The sequence below is a fragment of the Citrobacter sp. MGH100 genome (assembly GCF_001034465.1).
Classification (GTDB): domain Bacteria; phylum Pseudomonadota; class Gammaproteobacteria; order Enterobacterales; family Enterobacteriaceae; genus Citrobacter; species Citrobacter youngae.
The window spans coordinates 1164531-1181701 of the sequence record NZ_KQ089801.1 but is presented as its reverse complement, the minus strand read 5'-3'; the positions used below and the strand labels follow the sequence as shown (position 1 = coordinate 1181701).

The 17171-nt window shown below is 52.4% G+C and carries 13 protein-coding genes and 1 tRNA gene; 12 read left to right on the top strand and 2 right to left on the bottom strand.

Annotated features, from left to right (window positions below; translation table 11 throughout):
- Nucleotides 1-467: 467 nt before the first annotated feature.
- Complete coding sequence (gene argG / locus SK32_RS17240; RefSeq protein ID WP_005131837.1) at nt 468-1811, bottom strand: argininosuccinate synthase; 1344 nt, start codon at nt 1809-1811, stop codon at nt 468-470.
- Nucleotides 1812-2156: 345 nt separating this feature from the next.
- Here argG and SK32_RS17235 point away from each other — a divergent pair.
- From SK32_RS17235 to mtr, 12 genes are all read left to right on the top strand, one after another.
- Nucleotides 2157-2233, top strand: a tRNA-Met gene (locus tag SK32_RS17235).
- A gap of 207 nt (nt 2234-2440) precedes the next feature.
- Complete coding sequence (rimP, locus tag SK32_RS17230; protein WP_003024996.1) at nt 2441-2893, top strand: ribosome maturation factor RimP; 453 nt, start codon at nt 2441-2443, stop codon at nt 2891-2893.
- Nucleotides 2894-2921: 28 nt separating this feature from the next.
- Nucleotides 2922-4409, top strand: coding sequence for a transcription termination factor NusA (gene nusA, locus SK32_RS17225; protein WP_043017784.1), 1488 nt, complete (start codon nt 2922-2924; stop codon nt 4407-4409).
- Between the two features lie 24 nt (nt 4410-4433).
- On the top strand, nt 4434-7124 hold the full coding sequence (gene infB / locus SK32_RS17220) for a translation initiation factor IF-2 (protein ID WP_048213393.1): 2691 nt from the start codon (nt 4434-4436) through the stop codon (nt 7122-7124).
- Between the two features lie 146 nt (nt 7125-7270).
- Entirely contained in the window at nt 7271-7675 is a 405-nt protein-coding gene (rbfA, locus tag SK32_RS17215) for a 30S ribosome-binding factor RbfA (protein ID WP_003024988.1), read from the top strand.
- Entirely contained in the window at nt 7675-8619 is a 945-nt protein-coding gene (gene truB, locus SK32_RS17210) for a tRNA pseudouridine(55) synthase TruB (protein ID WP_048213392.1), read from the top strand. Before rbfA ends, truB begins: the two co-directional genes overlap by 1 nt.
- A gap of 273 nt (nt 8620-8892) precedes the next feature.
- On the top strand, nt 8893-9162 hold the full coding sequence (gene rpsO / locus SK32_RS17205) for a 30S ribosomal protein S15 (protein WP_000059465.1): 270 nt from the start codon (nt 8893-8895) through the stop codon (nt 9160-9162).
- 246 nt (nt 9163-9408) lie between these two features.
- Nucleotides 9409-11541: a polyribonucleotide nucleotidyltransferase gene (gene pnp / locus SK32_RS17200; RefSeq protein WP_047408353.1), complete on the top strand. Its 2133-nt coding sequence runs from the start codon at nt 9409-9411 to the stop codon at nt 11539-11541.
- Nucleotides 11542-11650: 109 nt separating this feature from the next.
- Complete coding sequence (nlpI, locus tag SK32_RS17195) at nt 11651-12535, top strand: lipoprotein NlpI (protein ID WP_048213391.1); 885 nt, start codon at nt 11651-11653, stop codon at nt 12533-12535.
- A gap of 106 nt (nt 12536-12641) precedes the next feature.
- The gene (yrbN, locus tag SK32_RS26080; RefSeq protein WP_010723222.1) at nt 12642-12722 is read left to right on the top strand and encodes a protein YrbN; all 81 of its coding nucleotides are present in this window, start codon (nt 12642-12644) and stop codon (nt 12720-12722) included.
- Complete coding sequence (gene deaD, locus SK32_RS17190; protein ID WP_048213390.1) at nt 12715-14625, top strand: ATP-dependent RNA helicase DeaD; 1911 nt, start codon at nt 12715-12717, stop codon at nt 14623-14625. The genes yrbN and deaD overlap by 8 nt, the downstream gene beginning before the upstream one ends.
- A 137-nt stretch (nt 14626-14762) precedes the next feature.
- On the top strand, nt 14763-16007 hold the full coding sequence (gene mtr / locus SK32_RS17185; RefSeq protein WP_005131807.1) for a tryptophan permease: 1245 nt from the start codon (nt 14763-14765) through the stop codon (nt 16005-16007).
- A 90-nt stretch (nt 16008-16097) separates the two neighbouring features.
- On the opposite strand, the gene SK32_RS17180 is transcribed toward mtr, so the two are convergent.
- Nucleotides 16098-17105, bottom strand: coding sequence for a luciferase-like monooxygenase (locus tag SK32_RS17180; RefSeq protein WP_048213389.1), 1008 nt, complete (start codon nt 17103-17105; stop codon nt 16098-16100).
- Between the last annotated feature and the right edge of the window lie 66 nt (nt 17106-17171).

Genomic DNA, 17171 nt, shown 5'->3' with positions numbered 1-17171 from the left:
CAGGTTACAAAACATGAAATTATACGGGTTTATCACTAAAGCATACCTGTTGTCTGGTAAGATTTTGCTTATTGAAACAAATGATAAATGCTGGAGCATTTTGCCGTTTGGCGGAGATGTTGTCAATACTGCGGCATTTAACCGGTTTGGCTACGTTATTTCACTCTTGATGAGTAAGTTCTTCCTTAGCGCGCAGAGGGGAATGGGGAGATACTATTAATCCTGGCGGTTTTATTAGCGGTTAATACGTGGTAAGTGAGATGTGTATTTTTACAGTTGAGTGAACAATCGGTTAACTAACTTTGAGCAATGTTAATACGCTTTAGCGAAAGGCTGAGGTATAAAACTGCATGAATACAAATCATCAATAGGTTGATTACTTTTATGCATTTACATATAGCTGCTGCGTTCATAAATTTTAAATGACAAAAGCCGCGCAAGCGGCTTTTGTCATTTATGTAAAGGGATTACTTCGCCTTGTTTTCCAGATTCTCAACCTGTGGCAGACCGGTTGCGGAAGAGGCGGTCAACAGGCCAGACTGTGCATAGCCGAACAGCTTTTCACGAGTATCGGTAATATCCAGGTTACGCATGGTCAGTTGACCGATACGATCGTCTGGCGAGAATACGGAATCACCTTTCTCCATGGTCAAACGTTCTGGCTTGTAGGTCAGGTTGTCAGACACGGTGTTAAGGATTGAATAGTCGTTACCGCGACGCAGTTCCAGCGTGACTTCGCCGGTAATCTGGCTGGCTACCCAACGTTGCAGACCATCACGCAGCATCAGCGCCTGTGAGTCGAACCAGCGCCCCTGATACAACAGACGACCGAGCTGGCGACCGTGCGCGTGATATTGCTCAATGGTGTCTTCGTTATGAATACCGGTCAGCAAACGCTCGTAGGCGATGTGCAGCAGCGCCATCCCCGGGGCTTCATAGATACCGCGGCTTTTTGCTTCAATAATACGGTTTTCAATCTGGTCGCTCATACCCAGACCATGACGACCGCCGATACGGTTGGCTTCCAGCATCATCTCAACGTCGTCACTGAAGGTCTTACCGTTCAGCGCAACCGGATGGCCTTGTTCAAAGCGTACGGTCACTTCTTCAGCCGGGATCTTCACGCTCTCATCCCAGAACTTAACGCCCATAATCGGGTTGACGATTTTGACGCTGGAGTTCAGGAATTCCAGATCTTTTGCTTCGTGAGTCGCGCCGAGCATATTGGAGTCGGTGGAATACGCTTTTTCGACAGACATCTTGTAGTCGAAGCCGCAGGCGATCATAAATTCGGACATCTCATGGCGACCACCGAGTTCGTCGATAAAATCGGTATCCAGCCACGGTTTATAAATCTGCAGTTCGGCGTTGGTTAACAGACCATAACGATAGAAACGTTCAATATCGTTGCCTTTATAGGTACTACCGTCACCCCAAATGTTCACGCCATCTTCTTTCATGGCGGCAACCAACATAGTGCCTGTCACTGCGCGGCCCAGTGGGGTGGTATTGAAATAGGTCAGCCCGCCGGTGGTGTTATGGAACGCACCACACTGAATGGCAGCGATCCCTTCGGCAACCAACTGCTTGCGGCAATCAACCAGGCGAGCATTCTCAGCACCATATTCCATTGCACGGCGAGGAATGGCGTCATAGTCATCCTCATCCGGCTGGCCCAAATTCGCAGTATATGCATATGGGACAGCCCCTTTTTGTCGCATCCACAGCAGTGCTGCACTGGTGTCCAGGCCGCCGGAAAAAGCGATACCAATACGTTGACCTACCGGGAGATGCTTGAGAATCGTCGTCATAAAATAAAACCCTGCTTGATAGACTGGTGAAGAGGTCGGCTTTTTATGTTAATTGCATTTTTATGCAAAATAAATGAGTTTTCATTTAACCATCTTTTAACGATGACAGGAAGAGTTTAGTGATAATTTCGTTAAATAACGCTGTAGATGGCGGATTTATCTTTCCTGTCTTCCGCCGTATTTGTGCTGGTTAGCATTCATTGATTTGCATAGTCGTAACAAGGTTGACATAACACATAGTGAATCAATATACTGTGCGCAGATTTTACGTCCCGTCCTCGGTACCAAATCCCAGCAGTATTTGCATTTTTTACCCAAAACAAGTAAAATTTGCCACGTTTCAGGCGCGGGGTGGAGCAGCCTGGTAGCTCGTCGGGCTCATAACCCGAAGGTCGTCGGTTCGAATCCGGCCCCCGCAACCACTTTCCCTTAGAGTTCTTTTTCAAATATACTGTGAAGACTTAGGCCTTCTTAGCTGGATTTGAAAAAAATTCTTTCGGAAGGTTCTCCGAACCGCAGGTGCGGTTATAGGGTTCAGTTATCTAAAGCCCCGATTTATCGGGGTTTTTTGTTATCTGACTACAGAATAACTGGGCTTTAGGCCCTTTTTTTATGTCTTGGGGGTGGGCTTGTCCACATTAGAGCAAAAATTAACAGAGATGATTACAGCGCCGGTTGAAGCCCTGGGCTACGAACTGGTCGGCATCGAATTTATTCGCGGTCGCACATCCACACTGCGCATCTATATTGATAGTGAAGATGGCATCAATGTTGATGATTGTGCTGATGTGAGCCATCAGGTAAGCGCCGTGATGGATGTCGAAGACCCGATCACCGTTGCCTATAACCTGGAAGTCTCCTCTCCGGGTCTCGACCGTCCTCTGTTCACAGCTGAACACTACGTGCGTTTCCTGGGTGAAGAAGTCACGCTGGTTCTTCGTATGGCGGTACAAAACCGTCGTAAATGGCAGGGCGTTATCAAAGCGGTGGACGGTGAGATGATCACGGTCACAGTCGAAGGCAAAGATGAAGTGTTCGCGCTGAGTAATATCCAGAAGGCGAACCTGGTTCCCCACTTTTAACAGTCTGGATTGAGGTGAAAAGCCCGCGATGAACAAAGAAATTTTGGCTGTTGTTGAAGCCGTATCCAACGAAAAAGCGCTGCCACGCGAGAAAATTTTTGAAGCGCTGGAAAGTGCGCTGGCTACAGCAACAAAGAAAAAATATGAGCAAGAGATCGACGTTCGCGTAGAAATCGATCGTAAAAGCGGTGATTTCGATACCTTCCGTCGTTGGGTAATCGTAGAAGAAGTTACTCAGCCGACCAAAGAAATTACGCTGGAAGCGGCACGCTTCGAAGACGAAAGTCTGAACGTGGGCGAATATGTTGAAGATCAGATTGAATCTGTCACCTTTGACCGTATCACTACCCAGACCGCGAAACAGGTTATTGTACAGAAAGTACGTGAAGCTGAACGTGCAATGGTTGTTGATCAGTTCCGCGAGCACGAAGGCGAAATCGTTACTGGCGTGGTGAAGAAAGTAAACCGCGACAACATTTCTCTGGATCTGGGCAGCAATGCTGAAGCCGTGATCCTGCGTGAAGACATGCTCCCGCGTGAAAACTTCCGCCCAGGTGACCGTATTCGTGGCGTTCTGTACTCTGTACGCCCGGAAGCGCGCGGTGCGCAACTGTTCGTAACTCGTTCCAAACCGGAAATGCTGGTTGAACTGTTCCGCATTGAAGTGCCAGAAATTGGCGAAGAAGTGATCGAAATTAAAGCGGCAGCTCGCGATCCAGGATCGCGTGCGAAAATCGCCGTTAAGACCAACGACAAGCGTATTGATCCGGTCGGCGCGTGTGTTGGTATGCGCGGTGCGCGCGTTCAGGCGGTTTCTACCGAACTGGGCGGCGAGCGTATTGATATCGTCCTGTGGGATGATAACCCGGCGCAATTCGTGATTAACGCAATGGCGCCAGCAGACGTCGCTTCTATCGTGGTGGATGAAGACAAACACACCATGGATATCGCGGTTGAAGCCGGTAACCTGGCGCAGGCGATTGGACGTAATGGTCAGAACGTCCGCCTGGCTTCACAACTGAGCGGTTGGGAACTCAACGTGATGACCGTTGATGACCTGCAGGCGAAGCATCAGGCAGAAGCACATGCAGCCATTGACACCTTCACCAAATATCTCGATATCGATGAAGATTTCGCGACCGTTCTGGTGGAAGAAGGTTTTGCGACGCTGGAAGAACTGGCCTACGTGCCAATGAAAGAGCTGCTGGAAATCGACGGCCTGGATGAACAGACCGTTGAAGCGCTGCGCGAGCGTGCTAAAAACGCACTGACCACTCTGGCACTGGCCCAGGAAGAAAGCCTCGGTGATAACAAACCGGCTGACGATCTGCTGAATCTGGAAGGATTGGATCGTGAGATGGCCTTCAAACTGGCTGCCCGTGGTGTTTGTACGCTGGAAGATCTCGCTGAACAGGGCATTGATGATCTGGCTGATATCGAAGGGTTGACCGACGAAAAAGCCGGTGAGCTGATTATGGCTGCCCGTAATATTTGCTGGTTCGGCGACGAAGCGTAATAAACTGTAGCAGGAAGGAACAGTATGACAGATGTAACCGTAAAAACACTGGCTGCAGAGATACAGACCTCCGTGGATCGCCTGGTACAGCAATTTGCTGATGCAGGTATCCCGAAGTCTGCTGACGACTCTGTATCCGCACAAGAGAAACAAACCTTACTGGCGCACCTGAACCGTGAAAACGGCTCTGCGCCGGATAAGTTGACATTGCAGCGTAAAACGCGCAGTACTCTCAATATTCCAGGTACCGGTGGGAAAAGTAAATCGGTACAAATCGAAGTCCGCAAGACACGCACCTTTGTGAAACGCGATCCGCAAGAGGCTGAACGCCTTGCCGCGGAAGAGCAGGCGCAGCGTGAAGCGGAAGAGCAAGCCCGTCGTGAGGCAGAAGAAGCTGCTAAACGCGAGGCGCAACAAAAAGCCGAACGTGAGGCCGCAGAACAAGCTAAGCGTGAAGCCGCTGATAAAGCGAAACGTGAAGCTGCGGAAAAAGACAAAGTGAGCAATCAACAGACCGACGATATGACTAAAACCGCCCAGGCCGAAAAAGCCCGCCGTGAAAATGAAGCCGCTGAACTGAAGCGTAAAGCGGAAGAAGAAGCACGTCGCAAGCTTGAAGAAGAAGCGCGCCGCGTAGCGGAAGAAGCTCGCCGTATGGCGGAAGAAAATGAGAAAAATGGTGTGAATAACGCTGAACCTGTTGAAGATACCAGCGATTATCACGTCACCACTTCCCAGCACGCTCGCCAGGCTGAAGACGAGAACGATCGTGAAGTCGAAGGCGGCCGTGGTCGTACTCGCAGCACGAAAGCAGCGCGTCCGGCGAAGAAAGGCAACAAACACGCTGAATCTAAAGCTGACCGTGAAGAAGCGCGTGCCGCGGTTCGCGGTGGTAAAGGCGGTAAGCAGCGTAAAGGTTCCGCTCTGCAGCAGGGCTTCCAGAAGCCAGCTCAGGCCGTTAACCGTGACGTTGTGATCGGTGAAACCATCACCGTTGGCGATCTGGCGAACAAAATGGCAGTTAAAGGCTCTCAGGTCATCAAAGCGATGATGAAACTGGGCGCAATGGCGACCATTAACCAGGTCATCGACCAGGAAACCGCACAGTTGGTTGCCGAAGAGATGGGCCACAAAGTTATCCTGCGTCGTGAAAACGAGCTGGAAGAAGCAGTAATGAGCGACCGTGACACCGGCGCTGCGGCTGAACCGCGCGCACCGGTAGTCACCATCATGGGTCACGTTGACCACGGTAAAACGTCTCTGCTGGACTACATTCGTTCTACGAAAGTGGCCTCTGGCGAAGCAGGCGGCATTACTCAGCACATCGGTGCATACCATGTTGAAACTGACAACGGTATGATCACCTTCCTGGATACCCCGGGTCACGCCGCGTTTACCTCCATGCGTGCTCGTGGTGCTCAGGCAACGGATATCGTTGTTCTGGTTGTTGCAGCAGACGACGGCGTGATGCCGCAGACTATCGAAGCAATCCAGCACGCGAAAGCGGCAGGTGTGCCGGTAGTGGTTGCAGTCAACAAAATCGATAAACCGGAAGCGGATCCCGATCGCGTTAAAAACGAACTGTCCCAGTACGGCATCATGCCGGAAGAGTGGGGCGGCGAGAGCCAATTCGTTCACGTTTCTGCGAAAGCGGGTACCGGTATCGACGAGCTGCTGGATGCTATCCTGCTGCAGGCCGAAGTACTGGAACTGAAAGCTGTGCGCAAAGGTATGGCGAGCGGTGCGGTTATCGAATCCTTCCTGGATAAAGGTCGTGGTCCGGTTGCTACCGTACTGGTGCGTGAAGGTACGCTGCACAAAGGCGACATCGTACTCTGTGGCTTCGAATACGGTCGCGTTCGTGCGATGCGTAACGAATTGGGTCAGGAAGTACTGGAAGCAGGTCCATCCATTCCGGTGGAAATCCTCGGTCTGTCCGGTGTTCCGGCTGCAGGTGACGAAGTTACTGTCGTTCGTGACGAGAAGAAAGCCCGTGAAGTTGCACTGTATCGTCAGGGCAAATTCCGTGAAGTTAAACTGGCTCGTCAGCAGAAATCTAAACTTGAAAACATGTTCGCTAACATGACTGATGGTGAAGTTCACGAAGTGAACATCGTCCTGAAAGCCGACGTGCAGGGTTCTGTCGAAGCGATTTCTGACTCTTTACTGAAACTGTCTACCGACGAAGTCAAAGTGAAGATCATTGGTTCCGGCGTAGGTGGTATCACCGAAACCGACGCGACTCTGGCAGCGGCATCCAACGCGATTCTGGTTGGCTTCAACGTCCGTGCTGATGCCTCTGCACGTAAAGTTATCGAATCTGAAAGCCTGGATCTGCGTTACTACTCCGTCATCTATCATCTGATCGACGAAGTGAAAGCAGCGATGAGCGGCATGCTGTCTCCGGAGCTGAAACAGCAGATCATTGGTCTGGCTGAAGTTCGTGACGTGTTCAAATCACCGAAATTCGGCGCTATCGCAGGCTGTATGGTTACCGAAGGTACGATTAAACGTCACAACCCAATCCGCGTACTGCGCGACAACGTGGTTATCTATGAAGGTGAGCTGGAATCCCTGCGCCGCTTCAAAGATGATGTCAACGAAGTCCGTAACGGCATGGAATGTGGTATCGGCGTTAAGAACTACAACGACGTTCGCGTTGGCGATATGATCGAAGTGTTCGAGATCATTGAGATCAAACGTACCATCGCATAATCTTCGTCGTCTTTTGGGCCGCAACTTGCAGCCCAAAATCCTGAGAAGATGATTAAGCGTAGGCCGGGTAAGCGAAGCGCCACCCGGCAAGAAATTTAAAAAGGGGCTTATTGCCCCTTTTTTGTCTTTATTCTGGAGAATTTATTATGGCGAAAGAATTTGGTCGCCCGCAGCGCGTCGCGCAGGAGATGCAGAAAGAAATCGCACTCATCCTGCAACGCGAAATCAAAGACCCACGCGTGGGCATGATGACTACCGTGTCTGGTGTTGAGATGTCCCGTGATCTGGCGTATGCCAAAGTATTCGTGACGTTCCTGAACGACCAGGACGAAGCTGCCGTTAAAAATGGTATTAAGGCGCTGCAGGAAGCTTCTGGTTTTATCCGCTCTCTGCTGGGTAAAGCCATGCGTCTGCGTATCGTGCCGGAACTGACCTTCTTCTACGACAACTCACTGGTCGAAGGGATGCGCATGTCCAACCTGGTGACCAGCGTGGTGAAACATGACGATGAGCGTCGTGTGAACCCAGCGGACGACAGCAAGGAGGACTGATGAGTCGTCCTCGTCGTCGTGGTCGCGACATTCACGGTGTTCTGCTGCTGGACAAACCGCAAGGCATGTCCAGCAATGACGTACTGCAAAAAGTAAAGCGCATCTACAATGCCAACCGCGCGGGACATACCGGCGCGCTGGATCCGCTGGCGACAGGCATGCTGCCGATTTGCCTCGGTGAAGCGACGAAGTTTTCACAGTATTTGCTGGATTCTGATAAACGCTATCGTGTGGTTGCCCGTCTGGGCCAGCGTACTGACACCTCGGATGCTGATGGGCAAATCGTGCAGGAACGTCCGGTAACCTTCACCGCTGAGCAGCTTGCAAGCGCGCTGGAGACTTTCCGCGGCGATATCGAGCAGATCCCGTCAATGTATTCGGCGCTGAAGTATCAGGGTAAGAAGCTGTACGAATATGCGCGTCAGGGCATTGAAGTGCCGCGTGAAGCGCGCCCGATTACCGTCTATGAGCTGCTGTTTATTCGCCATGAAGGTAACGAGCTGGAGCTGGAAGTTCACTGCTCCAAAGGCACCTATATTCGCACCATCGTTGACGATCTCGGTGAGAAGCTGGGCTGCGGCGCGCACGTCACGTATCTGCGTCGTCTGACGGTCAGCAAGTATCCGGTGGATCGTATGGTCACGCTGGAGCATCTGCGTGAACTGGTTGAGCAGGCAGAACAGCAAAATATTCCGGCGGCGCAGTTGCTTGATCCTTTGCTGATGCCAATGGACAGTCCGGCATCAGACTATCCGGTAGTTAATTTACCTTTAACATCGTCGGTTTACTTTAAAAATGGTAATCCGGTACGGACGTCAGGTGCGCCGCTGGAAGGACTGGTGCGCGTGACGGAAGGTGATGAAGGCAAGTTTATCGGCATGGGGGAAATGGACGATGAAGGTCGTGTTGCTCCCCGCCGCCTGGTGGTTGAGTATCCTGCATAGCGCTCTCTGTCTTGCGATAAAAGGGCGCTGCGAGTAGAATACTGCCGCTTAACGTCGCGTGAATTGTTTAACAATCTGCGTGGCGTATACACAAAATCATTCAAGCTGCATCAAGGCGGCAAGTCTGAGAATCCTCAGGAGCTTACTCAGGTAAGTGACTGAGGTGAGCGGACGCAGCCAACGCAGAGTCAGCTTGAAGGATGAAGTGTATACACTGGGATAGCTGAATTAGAGATCGGCATCCTTTCATTCTTATAACTTTGGAGTTTTACAATGTCTCTAAGTACTGAAGCTACCGCTAAAATCGTTTCTGAGTTTGGTCGTGATGCAAACGACACCGGTTCTACCGATGTTCAGGTTGCTCTGTTGACTGCACAGATTAACCACCTGCAGGGCCACTTTGCAGAGCACAAAAAAGATCACCACAGCCGTCGTGGTCTGCTGCGCATGGTTTCTCAGCGTCGTAAACTGCTCGACTACCTGAAACGTAAAGATGTTGCACGTTACACCGCGCTGATCGAGCGTCTGGGTCTGCGTCGCTAATTCTTTCGAGTTTCAGAAAGAGGGGGCCTTCATGGCCCCTTTTTTCCAGCAGATGGCAGCAATTCGCTGGAAACTAATGTATTGTTGCTATGAATGATCTTCCGTTGCAGAGGTTCGCGCGGCTAATGAGAGGCTTTACTCATGCTTATGGGTTAGGGTTGTCATTAGTCGCGAGGATGCGCAGAAGATCGGGTATTAACGATGGCGCAAAAATGTGCCGTCAAAAAATAGAGAAAGGATATTATTTTGCTTAATCCGATCGTTCGTAAATTCCAGTACGGTCAGCATACCGTTACGCTGGAAACCGGCATGATGGCGCGTCAGGCGACTGCCGCTGTTATGGTTAGCATGGATGACACCGCGGTATTCGTTACCGTTGTTGGCCAGAAAAAAGCGAAACCAGGCCAGGACTTTTTCCCGCTGACCGTTAACTATCAGGAGCGTACCTACGCTGCTGGCCGTATCCCAGGTAGCTTCTTCCGTCGTGAAGGCCGTCCGAGCGAAGGCGAAACCCTGATTGCGCGTCTGATTGACCGCCCGGTTCGTCCGCTGTTCCCGGAAGGCTTCGTTAACGAAGTTCAGGTTATCGCCACCGTTGTTTCCGTTAACCCGCAGGTTAACCCAGACATCGTGGCAATGATTGGTGCATCTGCTGCGCTGACTCTGTCTGGTATTCCATTCAACGGCCCGATCGGTGCTGCACGTGTTGGTTACATCAATGACCAGTACGTACTGAACCCGACTCAGGACGAACTGAAAGAAAGCAAGCTGGACCTGGTTGTTGCGGGTACTGAAGCTGCCGTACTGATGGTTGAATCCGAAGCTGAACTGCTGAGCGAAGACCAGATGCTGGGCGCTGTGGTATTCGGTCACGAACAGCAGCAGGTTGTTATTCAGGCCATCAACGAGCTGGCGAAAGAAGCTGGCAAACCGCGTTGGGACTGGCAGCCAGAAGCCGTCAACGAAGCGCTGAACGCGCGCGTTGCCGCACTGGCAGAAGCTCGCCTGAGCGACGCTTACCGCATCACCGACAAACAAGAGCGTTATGCTCAGGTTGACGTAATCAAATCTGAAACCATCGCGACTCTGGTGGCTGAAGACGAAACCCTGGACGCTAACGAACTGGGTGAAATTCTGCACGCTATCGAGAAAAACGTTGTTCGTAGCCGCGTACTGGCAGGCGAGCCGCGCATCGATGGCCGTGAAAAAGACATGATCCGTGGCCTGGACGTGCGTACTGGCGTTCTGCCGCGTACTCACGGTTCCGCACTGTTCACCCGTGGCGAAACTCAGGCGCTGGTTACCGCGACCCTGGGCACCACTCGTGATGCACAGAACCTCGACGAACTGATGGGCGAGCGTACTGACAACTTCCTGTTCCACTACAACTTCCCTCCGTACTGCGTAGGTGAAACCGGTATGGTCGGTTCTCCGAAGCGTCGTGAGATTGGTCACGGTCGTCTGGCGAAACGTGGCGTACTGGCAGTGATGCCGGAACTGGATAAATTCCCGTACACCGTGCGTGTGGTTTCTGAAATCACCGAATCTAACGGTTCTTCTTCTATGGCTTCCGTATGTGGCGCTTCCCTGGCGCTGATGGACGCAGGCGTGCCAATCAAAGCCGCCGTTGCGGGTATCGCGATGGGTCTGGTGAAAGAAGGCGACAACTATGTTGTTCTGTCTGACATCTTGGGCGACGAAGACCACCTGGGCGATATGGACTTCAAAGTGGCGGGTTCCCGCGACGGTATCTCTGCACTGCAGATGGATATCAAAATTGAAGGTATCACCAAAGAAATCATGCAGGTTGCTCTGAACCAGGCTAAAGGTGCGCGTCTGCACATCCTGGGTGTGATGGAACAAGCGATCAACGCACCGCGTGGCGATATCTCTGAATTTGCTCCGCGTATCCACACCATCAAGATCAGCCCGGACAAGATCAAAGACGTTATCGGTAAAGGCGGTTCTGTTATCCGTGCTCTGACCGAAGAAACCGGCACCACCATTGAAATCGAAGATGATGGTACCGTGAAGATTGCTGCGACCGACGGCGAAAAAGCGAAATATGCTATCCGTCGTATCGAAGAGATCACCGCAGAGATCGAAGTAGGCCGTATCTACAATGGTAAAGTGACCCGTATCGTTGACTTTGGCGCATTCGTTGCCATCGGTGGCGGTAAAGAAGGCCTGGTACACATCTCTCAGATCGCTGATAAGCGCGTTGAGAAAGTGACCGATTACCTGCAGATGGGTCAGGAAGTACCGGTCAAAGTTCTGGAAGTTGATCGCCAGGGCCGTGTACGTCTGAGCATTAAAGAAGCAACTGAGCAGTCTCAGCCTGCAGGCGAACCGGAAGCTCCGGCAAGCCAGGGCGAGTAAGGTTGCCATTGCCCTCCGTGAGAGCGGAGGGCCTTTAACCCGGCAGGATGCCTTGTTAGCAACCGGGGAACCTGGACGTTCATTCAATCGTTGTCTTCGGGAGTGGGAAATGAAGCCTTTTTTGCGCTGGTGTTTCGTTGCGACAGCACTCACGCTGGCTGGATGCAGTAATTCCACCTGGCGTAAGAGTGAAGTCCTCGCAGTACCATTGCAACCGACTTTGCAGCAGGAAGTGATTCTGGCACGTATGGAACAAATTCTTGCCAGTCGGGCTTTAACCGATGACGAACGCGCACAGCTTTTATATGAGCGCGGAGTGTTGTATGATAGTCTCGGTCTGAGGGCACTGGCGCGAAATGATTTTTCACAAGCGCTGGCAATCCGACCAGATATGCCTGAAGTATTCAATTACTTAGGTATATATTTAACGCAGGCAGGCAATTTTGATGCTGCCTATGAAGCGTTTGATTCTGTACTTGAGCTTGATCCAACTTACAACTACGCGCACTTAAATCGCGGTATCGCATTGTATTACGGCGGTCGCGACAAGTTAGCGCAAGATGATCTGCTAGCGTTTTATCAAGACGATCCCAATGATCCTTTCCGTAGTCTGTGGCTTTATCTCGCCGAGCAGAAGCTCGATGAGAAGCAGGCTAAAGAAGCGTTAAAGCAACGCTTTGAGAAATCGGATAAAGAGCAATGGGGATGGAACATTGTCGAGTTCTACCTGGGCAACATTAGCGAAGCAACGCTGATGGAACGCCTGAAGGCGGACGCAACGGATAACACCTCGCTCGCTGAGCATCTCAGTGAAACCAACTTCTATTTAGGTAAGTACTACCTAAGTCTGGGGGATTTGGGCAACGCTACGGCATTGTTCAAACTGGCGGTGGCTAACAACGTTCATAACTTTGTTGAGCACCGATACGCATTGTTGGAATTATCGCTCCTGGGCCAGGACCAAGATGACCTGGCAGAATCGGACCAGCAATAGCTGACGTACACATCAGCCCGTAATCTTTTTTGATTGCCATCACCTTCACGGGTGAGGGCGTTGTTGTTCGTTAATACACCTACTTTGAGCCGGTTCACACTTTTCAATGAAAATTGCAGATCAATTTCATGATGAGTTATGTAGACTGGCCGCCATTAATTTTGAGGCACACGTACTACATGGCTGAATTCGAAACCACTTTTGCAGATCTGGGCCTGAAGGCTCCTATCCTTGAAGCCCTTAACGATCTGGGTTACGAAAAACCATCTCCAATCCAGGCAGAGTGCATTCCGCATCTGCTGGGCGGTCGCGATGTTCTGGGTATGGCCCAGACAGGTAGCGGCAAAACTGCAGCGTTCTCTTTACCGCTGCTCAACAATCTTGATCCTGAGCTGAAGGCACCTCAGATTCTGGTGCTGGCACCGACCCGCGAACTGGCGGTTCAGGTTGCAGAAGCCATGACGGATTTCTCTAAACACATGCGCGGCGTGAACGTGGTTGCCCTGTACGGCGGCCAGCGTTATGACGTGCAATTACGTGCCCTGCGTCAGGGACCACAGATCGTCGTCGGTACGCCGGGCCGTCTGCTGGATCACCTGAAGCGCGGGACTCTGGACCTCTCTAAACTGAGCGGTCTGGTACTGGACGAAGCAGACGAAATGCTGCGTATGGGCTTCATCGAAGACGTTGAAACCATCATGGCGCAGATCCCGGAAGGTCATCAGACCGCTCTGTTCTCCGCGACTATGCCGGAAGCGATTCGTCGTATTACCCGCCGCTTTATGAAAGAGCCGCAGGAAGTACGCATTCAATCCAGCGTTACTACGCGTCCTGACATCAGCCAGAGCTACTGGACTGTATGGGGCATGCGTAAAAATGAAGCGCTGGTGCGTTTCCTGGAAGCAGAAGATTTTGATGCGGCGATTATCTTCGTTCGTACCAAAAATGCGACCCTGGAAGTGGCAGAAGCGCTGGAGCGTAGCGGTTATAGCAGCGCTGCACTGAACGGCGACATGAACCAGTCCCTGCGTGAGCAGACTCTGGAACGCCTGAAAGATGGCCGCCTGGATATTCTGATTGCAACCGACGTTGCGGCCCGTGGCCTGGACGTTGAGCGTATCAGCCTGGTTGTTAACTACGACATCCCGATGGATTCCGAGTCTTACGTTCACCGTATCGGCCGTACTGGTCGTGCGGGTCGTGCTGGCCGTGCGCTGCTGTTCGTTGAGAACCGTGAGCGTCGTCTGCTGCGTAACATCGAACGCACCATGAAGCTGACGATTCCGGAAGTAGAACTGCCGAACGCAGAACTGCTGGGCAAACGCCGTCTGGAAAAATTCGCCGCTAAAGTACAGCAGCAGCTGGAAAGCAGCGATCTGGATCAGTACCGTGCTCTGCTGGCGAAAATGCAGCCGGAAGAAGAGCTGGATATCGAAACGCTGGCAGCCGCACTGCTGAAAATGGCTCAGGGCGAACGTCCGCTGATCCTGCCGCCAGATGCGCCGATGCGTCCGAAACGCGAATTCCGCGACCGTGACGATCGTGGTCCGCGTGACCGCAACGATCGTGGCCCGCGTAATGACCGTGGTGGTGAAGATCGTCCGCGTCGTGAACGTCGTGACGTTGGCGATATGCAGCTGTACCGCATTGAAGTGGGCCGTGATGACGGTGTTGAAGTTCGTCATATCGTTGGCGCGATTGCTAACGAAGGCGATATCAGCAGCCGTTACATCGGTAACATCAAGCTGTTTGCTTCCCACTCCACCATCGAGCTGCCGAAAGGTATGCCGGGCGACGTGCTGCAGCACTTTACCCGTACTCGCATCCTGAACAAGCCGATGAATATGCAGCTGGTTGGCGATGCAGTTCCGCACACCGGTGGTGAGCGTCGTGGCGGTGGCCGTTTCAGCGGCGAGCGTCGTGAAGGCGGTCGTAATTTCAGCGGTGAGCGCCGTGAAGGCGGTCGTGGCGATGGTCGTCGTTTCAGCGGCGAACGTCGTGAAGGCAACCGTGGTCCGCGTCGTGACGATTCTTCTGCTCCGCGTCGTGATGACTCCGCTGGTCGTCGTCGTTTCGGCGGTGACGCATAAGTTTCACTGCGTAAAGTAATATATACAGCCCCGATCTCAACAATCGGGGCTTTTTTTATTTCATTTGTACTCGTGTACTGGTACAGTGCAGCACATTGAGATGTAGTCACAATATAAATGACTGGAGAGATGGCTAAATGGCAACACTAACCACCACCCAAACGTCACCTTCGCTGCTCGGCGGCGTGGTGATTATCGGCGGCACCATTATTGGCGCGGGGATGTTTTCTCTGCCAGTGGTCATGTCCGGGGCGTGGTTTTTCTGGTCAATGGCGGCGCTGATCTTCACCTGGTTCTGTATGCTGCATTCCGGACTGATGATCCTCGAAGCGAACCTCAATTACCGCATTGGTTCCAGCTTTGACACCATCACGAAAGATCTGCTGGGTAAAGGCTGGAACGTGGTGAACGGCATTTCGATCGCCTTCGTTCTCTATATCCTGACCTACGCCTATATCTCAGCGAGCGGGTCGATTCTGCATCACACCTTCTCCGAGATGTCGCTGAATGTTCCGGCGCGCGCGGCAGGTCTTGGCTTTGCGCTGCTGGTGGCATTTGTGGTGTGGTTAAGCACCAAAGCGGTTAGCCGCATGACGGCAATTGTGCTGGGCGCAAAGGTGATTACCTTTTTCCTGACCTTTGGCAGTCTGCTGGGGCATGTTACGCCCACTACGCTGTTTAACGTGGCACAAAGCAACGCTTCATATACACCGTACCTGTTGATGACGCTGCCGTTTTGTCTGGCGTCGTTCGGCTACCACGGTAACGTCCCGAGCCTGATGAAGTACTACGGTAAAGATCCGAAAACCATTGTGAAGTGTCTGGTGTATGGCACGTTGCTGGCGCTGGTACTGTATACCGTATGGTTACTGGGAACGATGGGGAATATTCCACGTCCGGAGTTTATCGGTATTGCGCAGCAGGGCGGTAACATTGATGTGCTGGTACAGGCGCTGAGCGGTGTGCTGAACAGCCGCAGCCTGGATCTACTGTTAGTGGTGTTCTCTAACTTTGCGGTGGCGAGTTCATTCCTCGGCGTCACGCTCGGTCTGTTTGACTATCTGGCGGATCTGTTTGGCTTTGATGACTCGGCGATGGGGCGTTTTAAAACGGCATTGCTGACGTTTGTCCCGCCAATTGTGGGTGGATTGCTGTGGCCGAACGGTTTCCTGTACGCCATTGGCTATGCAGGACTCGCGGCAACCATCTGGGCCGCCATTGTTCCGGCGTTGCTGGCGCGTAAATCCCGCGAGCGTTTCGGTAGCCCGAAATTCCGCGTCTGGGGCGGCAAGCCGATGATTGCGCTGATCCTGGTATTTGGTATTGGCAACGCGATTATCCATATTCTGTCGAGCTTTAATCTGTTACCGGTTTATCAGTAACGTTGTTGTGCCGGATGGCGGCTGTGCCTTATCCGGCCTACTTGATCCTGTAGGCCCGGTAAGCGAAGCGCCACCGGGCAAAACAACGTACTACCCCAGCAACTCTTCTTTCACCTGCATCGCCAAATCAAACGAATGTAGCCGTGCCTGATGATCGAAAATCTGGCCGTTAACCATAATCTCATCGGCCTGGGTTTCACGCAAAATCGCGTCGAGACCGTGCCGCACTTTCGCCTTATCACCGACCAGCGACATGCTCAGCGCCTGTTGTACGCCGTATTGCTCAGAAGCGGACCACAACTGATGCATATTCTCTACCGGCGGCGGTAGCTGGCCAGTTTCGCCACGACGCAGTTTCACAAACGCTTGCTGCATTGAGGTGAAAAGAAATTCGGCGTCGCGATTGCTGTCAGAGGCAATGATGTTGATGCACACCATCGCATACGGCTTTGCCAGCCGCGCTGAGGGTTTGAACTGGGTGCGATACAGATGCAGCGCCTGATGCAGCATATCTGGAGCAAAATGCGACGCGAAGGCAAACGGCAGGCCGAGCTGGGCTGCCAACTGTGCGCTGTACAGGCTGGAGCCCAATAACCAGACCGGGATCTGCTCGCCGTAGCCGGGAACCGGGCGCACATGAGGGTTAGGATCGCGGGCGTCGAACCAGTCCACCAGTTCAGCTACGTCGCGTGGGAAGTTATCGATATCACCGCTCATGTGGCGGCGCAGCGCACGCATCGTTGGCTGATCGCTCCCCGGCGCGCGGCCAAGCCCAAGATCGATGCGTCCCGGATACAGCGTATTCAGGGTACCGAACTGCTCGGCGATCACCAGCGGCGAATGATTAGGCAGCATAACGCCACCGGAACCGAGATGCAGTGTGGTGGTATTGGCAGCCAGATAGCCAATCAGCACTGAAGTTGCGGCGCTGGCGATGCCGGTCATGTTGTGATGTTCTGCCAGCCAGTAGCGGTGGTAGCCGCGCTTTTCGGCCAGTCGGGCGAGATCAAGCGAGTGTGTGAAGGCCTCTTTTGCAGAAGAACCTTCAGGGATCGGTGCCAGATCCAGCAGCGAGAACGGAATAGTTTTGTCAGTCATAACGGCTCACTTTGTTACCGGTTAATCTTTTAATACTGCATTAAAATTTGATTACCGTTGTTAACA